At 36.8% G+C, this 6,111-nt stretch carries 9 protein-coding genes; 8 read left to right on the forward strand and 1 reads right to left on the reverse strand.

Annotation, left to right across the window (positions count from 1 at the left end; all coding sequences use genetic code 11):
• Positions 1 to 71: 71 nt before the first annotated feature.
• Entirely contained in the window at positions 72 to 500 is a 429-nt protein-coding gene (locus tag M899_RS07125; RefSeq protein WP_021270676.1) for a disulfide oxidoreductase, read from the forward strand.
• Positions 490 to 1,128 (forward strand): DsbA family protein, encoded by a 639-nt coding sequence (locus M899_RS07130; RefSeq protein ID WP_021270645.1) that lies wholly within the window; start codon positions 490 to 492, stop codon positions 1,126 to 1,128. Before M899_RS07125 ends, M899_RS07130 begins: the two co-directional genes overlap by 11 nt.
• Here the strand turns inward: M899_RS07130 and M899_RS07135 are convergent.
• The gene (locus M899_RS07135; protein ID WP_021270715.1) at positions 1,117 to 1,803 is read right to left on the reverse strand and encodes a rhomboid family intramembrane serine protease; all 687 of its coding nucleotides are present in this window, start codon (positions 1,801 to 1,803) and stop codon (positions 1,117 to 1,119) included. The genes M899_RS07130 and M899_RS07135 overlap by 12 nt on opposite strands.
• 169 nt (positions 1,804 to 1,972) lie before the next feature.
• Here M899_RS07135 and M899_RS07140 point away from each other — a divergent pair, with 169 nt between their 5' ends.
• From M899_RS07140 to M899_RS07165, 6 genes are all read left to right on the forward strand, one after another.
• The gene (locus M899_RS07140; RefSeq protein ID WP_021270691.1) at positions 1,973 to 2,383 is read left to right on the forward strand and encodes an MAPEG family protein; all 411 of its coding nucleotides are present in this window, start codon (positions 1,973 to 1,975) and stop codon (positions 2,381 to 2,383) included.
• 67 nt (positions 2,384 to 2,450) lie between these two features.
• Entirely contained in the window at positions 2,451 to 2,774 is a 324-nt protein-coding gene (locus M899_RS07145; protein WP_021270760.1) for a hypothetical protein, read from the forward strand.
• Positions 2,775 to 2,843: 69 nt separating this feature from the next.
• Complete coding sequence (gene guaD, locus M899_RS07150) at positions 2,844 to 4,163, forward strand: guanine deaminase (RefSeq protein ID WP_021270697.1); 1,320 nt, start codon at positions 2,844 to 2,846, stop codon at positions 4,161 to 4,163.
• A 139-nt stretch (positions 4,164 to 4,302) separates the two neighbouring features.
• Entirely contained in the window at positions 4,303 to 4,734 is a 432-nt protein-coding gene (locus tag M899_RS07155) for a VOC family protein (protein WP_021270642.1), read from the forward strand.
• A gap of 19 nt (positions 4,735 to 4,753) precedes the next feature.
• On the forward strand, positions 4,754 to 5,620 hold the full coding sequence (locus M899_RS07160; RefSeq protein ID WP_021270653.1) for a pirin family protein: 867 nt from the start codon (positions 4,754 to 4,756) through the stop codon (positions 5,618 to 5,620).
• A 16-nt stretch (positions 5,621 to 5,636) separates the two neighbouring features.
• Positions 5,637 to 6,111, forward strand: a 475-nt coding sequence (locus M899_RS07165) for a substrate-binding periplasmic protein (protein ID WP_021270732.1), incomplete at its 3' end; no start/stop codon positions are given.

Genomic DNA, 6,111 nt, shown 5'->3' on the forward strand with positions numbered 1-6,111 from the left:
TCCTCCGCCTATCTATTCGTTAATTACTTTATATGATATATTCGTCGTTGAATTAATTAAAGGAGTTCTGTTTGAATCAGCAAAAAAAATTTTATGCTTTTTTTGCCTGTTGGTTGATCGCATCGATTTCAACACTAGGAAGTTTGTTCTTTAGTGAGATTATGCTCTTTCCTCCATGCAGCTTGTGTTGGTATCAACGTATTTTTATGTACCCACTTGTTTTATTATTTATTCCCGCAATGTTGAATCCTACAAAAGAGGCCTTAAGATATTTATCTCCGATGGCACTTGTGGGTTGGTTCTTTTCTGCCTATCACAATCTTTTGCACTGGGGAATTATTCCTGAAAGTGCAGCTCCATGTAGAGAAGGTGTCAGTTGTTCGACAGTGTATCTTGATTGGTTGGGCTTTATAACGATCCCTCTGATGGCCTTTTTCGCTTTTTCTACGATTTTAGCAATATTACTTTATCTTCATAGGATGATTAAAAATGAAAAATAAAAAACTTTTTATCTTCTCTTCTATTTGTTTATTACTTGCCCTTTTTGGAATTGGTGTAAAACTATATCAAAATGCCCAAAAATCTAAAGTCGCCAAAGTCGAAAGTAGTGTATTTGAAAGAGAATATTCTCCAACTTTAGGCAATAAAGACGCAAAAGTTACAATGGTGGAATACCTCGATCCTGAGTGCGAAAGTTGCAGGGCTTTTTATCCTTATGTAAAAAGAATTTTAAATGATTTTAACGGTCAAGTTAGACTAGTTGTTCGTTATGCTCCTTTCCATGCAAATTCTCAATTTGCTGTAAAAATATTAGAAGCAGCAAGAAAACAAGATAAATACTGGGAAGCGATGGAGCTTCTTTTCCACTATCAACCAGCTTGGGGATCTCATCATAATCCTCGCCCAGAATTAATTTGGAATTATCTGCCAGAGATTGGTCTTGATATAGAAAAAATTAAAACTGATATGAATGATCCTGAAATTGCAAAAATTATTCAACAGGATATTGCTGATGGGCAGAAGCTTGGAGTAAGAATGACGCCGACATTTTTTGTTAATGGGCGCCAGCTAGAGCGTTTTGGTTATGAATATCTACGCGATCTTGTAAAAGAAGAATTAGAAAAATAATTGCTCTGATTCTTCATTGGTATAGTCATATAAGAGTTCATATTCAAATTTCTCATAGGATATGAACTCTTTTTTCTTAAACAAGTAATAGATCCCACCACTACCTAATCCCAACAACAATCCAACTCCATGAGCAAGGTAGCTTGTGTTAGGAGAGTAGTTTGTCGGAATTAAGAGAACGAAAGTTATCATACTTATTTTCATCAATCTTCTGATCTTCGAAACATGTCTTTCAATGAAGAAGTAGAGGATGAGCCAAAAGCCCCACATAAAGTAGACGACACCCGACATTCCAACTAATGAAATGTGCTCACTCATGGTTTGTAGCACGATATAGTTAATGGAGGCCGCACTTAATATCGTAGTGATTATTAGAACTACTGGTCCGTAAAAAGACTGAACGTAAAAACTTAAAATACCTAGCATGAATGAATTAGAGAGAAAATGCCCCAAGTCGCCATGGATAAATGCACTTGTGATAAGCCTCCACCATTGATTTGCATTCATGACGTTTTCGCCATTGGCATTAAGAAGACTAGAAAAACCAAAAAGATTCATCCAATATTCATAGCTAAGAAAGTAGGAGAGAGTGAGGATGGCAAAGGCCATGTAAAAAGCATTTTTATAATGGGCATTTGAGAGATAATTTTCCTTAAAGCGAAGCTCAAAAAACATAACAACTCCAGTTTGTTTCACTAAAGATGATACTTAAACGAGGAGCGTCAAGGTTTTGCCTTTTTTTAATCTCGAATATTCAGTGATTCCAGGGTTTTGATGATGAAATTAAGTATTGCCTAAAGGGGATTAAATGGCCGAACATAATAGGGATTTTTAGGAGAGATATATGAATCAACAACTAATCTATTTTCCCTTTTTGGCCATGGTCCTTTTAACGGGCTTCGTAATGTTCTTTATGTTCACGCGCAGAGTTCGTGATGTTAAATCTAAAAAAGTTTCAATCAAACAATTTAAAACTTATCAATCGCTTGAAGGCTCATCGGACGCCGCCATCCAGGCCTCGCGAAACTTATCAAATCTTTTTGAAGCGCCAACACTTTTTTATGGTCTTTGTCTTTTTGCCTTGGCCTTGAATAAGGTGGATCAAATTATTCTTGTCCTAGCTTGGGCCTATGTGGTTCTTCGCGTAGTGCACACTTATATCCACTTAACGGCAAATAATGTAATGAAAAGAATGCAGGTCTTTGCCCTTAGTTGGATTGTGCTTGTGGTCATGGCCATTAAATTGGCCCTATAAATAAATTGAATTCCCATGTGTTTTATGGGATAAACTCTCGTTCTATTAATCAAACTAAGGAGTAAATATGAAACTAGCTGCTTTAATGCTTATGTTAGTGGCAAATACTTTCGCTTACCAATGCGAAGATTTCGCTCATGATGCTAAGAAAGTTGAAACTTTAAACTTCATTTCAACAAATGTTCTTGGTTATGCTGATGCTGCAGATTTTTGTGCAAATGATTCTCACATTGATCTTCAATTAAGCTTCATGCCTAACTATTTTAAATACCAAGAAGAAGATGATGATCACTATAAATTGATGGTCCACTATAGCTACTCAAGCTGTACTTTCATCTACAATATCACTCAGAAAAAACTATCTGATAAATCTTGTTATAGTACTTGGTAAGAGTATTTCTACTTTTGCGTAAAATGTGGTACCTCTAATTTCTGAATTTTTGGAAAGAGAGGTACCAAGTTGAGCACTCAAGCTTCAATCACGGCCGTTCGTGGCAAACTCGTATATTTTATTGATGATCCTTTTTTAACAGATGTTGAAAGCTCATTTCGCTATATCCCTGATGGGCTATTAATTACTAAAAATGGTGTTATTTCGGCAGTTGGTCCTTACGACCAAGTTAAGAATGAACTTCCTGAAGGGATCACGCCAGTTCATTATAAAAACCACCTTATTTCACCAGGCTTTATTGATACACATATTCACTATGTTCAAACTGAGATTATTGGTGCCTTTGGTCGCCAGTTATTAGATTGGTTGAATGAGTATACTTTTGTGGCCGAGCAACAGTTTAAAGACAAGACGTACGCTGATGCTATGGCCAAGATTTTTTGTGAAGAACTTCTAAGAAATGGGACTACAAGTGCTCTTGTTTTCTGTGCCGTTTATCCAGAATCAGTTGATGCTCTTTTTGAAGAGGCCAATAGAAAAAATATGAGGCTTGTTGCGGGTAAAGTTCTTATGGATAGAAATGCACCAGAGAAACTTCTTGATACAGCTCAAACGGGCTATGACGACTCAAAGGCCCTTATTAAAAAATGGCATAAAAATGGAAGAAGTCTATATGCCATTACGCCTAGGTTTGCACCAACGAGTACGCCAGAGCAATTAGAAATGGCCGGTGCCCTTTGGAGTGAACATAAAGATGTATACGTGCAAACACATATTTCTGAAAACCTTGCTGAAATTGAATGGGTAAAAGATCTTTTTCCAAAGCATAAAGGTTACTACGATGTTTATGAGAAGTTTGGCCTAACGGGAAGAAGATCTGTTCTTGCTCATGGTGTTCACTTAACTGAAGAAGAAATGTGTCGTTGTCATGAAACAGGAACGGCCATTGCTCACTGTCCAACATCAAATTTCTTTTTAGGAAGCGGGTTATTTAAAATTAATCAGGCCAAAGATCCAAAAAGACCTGTTCATGTTGGTATGGGAACAGATATTGGTGCTGGTACTAGTTTTTCTATGCTTCAAACATTGAATGAAAGTTATAAAATGGCCCAATTGAATAATTATCCCCTTGATTCATTAAAGGCGTTCTTTCTCGCAACATTGGGAGGAGCTCAGGCCCTAGATCTTGATGATAAAATTGGAACTTTTAAAGTAGGTCATGAGGCCGATTTTGTTATTCTTGATCCAGAATCAACTCCACTTCTTAAAACAAGAAATGAGAGAGTAAAGTCAATTGAAGAACAACTTTTTGTTCTCATGACTTTAGGTGATGATAGAGCAGTCAAAGCAACTTATGTTGCTGGTCAACTTGCTCACTCAAGAGATTAGTCTTAATCAATGGTCCTAAGAATAGACTTCTTAGGGCCTTCTTTATATAGCGCCAAATTTTCACACTTATCATTCATTATTCAACTTAAACTCAATTCATAGAATTGTGATAAAATAGAAAATATTTTAAGGAGAACATATGGAACAAAGATTATCTTTGATTACAGTAGGTGTGAAAAATCTTACTAAAATGCGTGAGTATTATGAGAAGGTTTTTCTTTGGAGGCCTGTCTCTGAAAATGAAAATATCGTTTTTTATCAATTGAATGGATTCATGCTTTCCTTTTATCCTGAACATTTACTTGCAAAAGAAGTTCATGAAAATGACACAAGAACAGGTTTTAAGCCTTTTTCATTGGCCATTAACTATACTTCAACGGCCGAGGTTGATGATATCTTCTCACTTCTAAAGCAGCGAGGAGTTGTTGTCTTAAAAGAGCCAGAGGATGTTTTTTGGGGGGGATATAGTGGGTATGTTTCAGACCCTGAAAACAATCTTTGGGAAATTTGTTATAATCCATTTATGAATTTTGATAAGAATATGAATGTCGTTGGTCAAGAAGCGCTATAACTCAAAGGAAAGAGGGAATATGTCTAATGTTGAACTTGTTATTGAACCACGAGAGTCAGACCTAGGTGATAACTTTGTTGTAAGAAGGCTTTTACCATACATGAAAAAGCGTATGGTAGGACCTTTTATCTTTTGGGATCATATGGGGCCAGTGACGTTGAGTGGTGAGAAGAAGATGAAGGTCAGGGCCCATCCTCATATTGGACTTTCTACAATTACCTATCTTTTTAGTGGTGAAATCATGCACCGAGATAGTCTAGGCAATGAGCAAATGATTCGACCAGGTGAAGTTAATTGGATGACTGCCGGTAGCGGAATTGTTCATAGTGAAAGAGCGCAAAGTGATACAGCGATGAATTTAGAGGGAATACAGTTGTGGGTGGCCCTTCCGAAAGAGAGTGAAGACGTTGAGCCAAGCTTTGTTCATGTGAAGGAGAGCTCCCTTCCTCTAATAGAAAAAGGGGATACCCAATTGAGGCTCATTGCAGGTGAGTCAATGGGCTCAAGCTCTCCATTACCCGTTTACTCAAAGCTTTTTTACTTTTATGGTCAAACAAAAGAGGGTGAGCAGTTCTCATTGAATCTAGGAAATAATGAGGAAGGTGCGCTATATGTCGTTAATGGGACCGTAGAAATAGAGGGAAAAAGCTATGAACGTTTTTCCCTAATTGTCTTTAAGAAGGGTCATGCAATATCATTTCAAGCATCTAGCGATGCTCAGTATATGCTCTTTGGTGGGGAAACATTTCCAGAGAAAAGATATATATGGTGGAACTTTGTCTCATCTGATAAAGAGAAATTAGAAAGGGCAAAGCTTAGATGGAAGAATAATGAGTTCCCAAAAGTTATCAACGAAGTAGAACAGATACCTTTGCCAGAAGAATAAATTGAGGCGCATTTCGATGTTAAAAAATTTAATCTATACTCTTTGCATATTACTTGCAGTAATTCAAAGTTCATATGGAAGAGTCATTAAAATTGCTTCATTAGAGTGGCCACCTTTCACATGTGTCTCTTGTCCTGAATCTGGTATTACAATTCCAATCATTAAAAGTATTCTAGAGGAAAATGGAGATACTCTTGTGACTCATTTTGTTCCTTGGTCGCGCGCAATTAAGATGGTTAATGAGGGAAAGTCTGATCTTCTATGGCCAGCATGGGCCTCTGATGTTTTTGGTGCGACTCTCGAGTTGACTGTACCAATGTTTCAATCTCCATTAATTGTTGCCGTAAGAAAAGATAGCAACTTAGAAATTAAAAGGATTGAAGATCTTCTAACAATAAAAGTAGGAGTAGTTCAGGATTATGGATATTATCCAGAACTACTGAAGTTAATAAAGTCCAATTCTACAAAGTTTGAAACAGTTACAAAAGATG

The sequence above is a fragment of the Bacteriovorax sp. BSW11_IV genome, assembly GCF_000447755.1.
Classification (GTDB): Bacteria; Bdellovibrionota; Bacteriovoracia; order Bacteriovoracales; family Bacteriovoracaceae; genus BSW11-IV.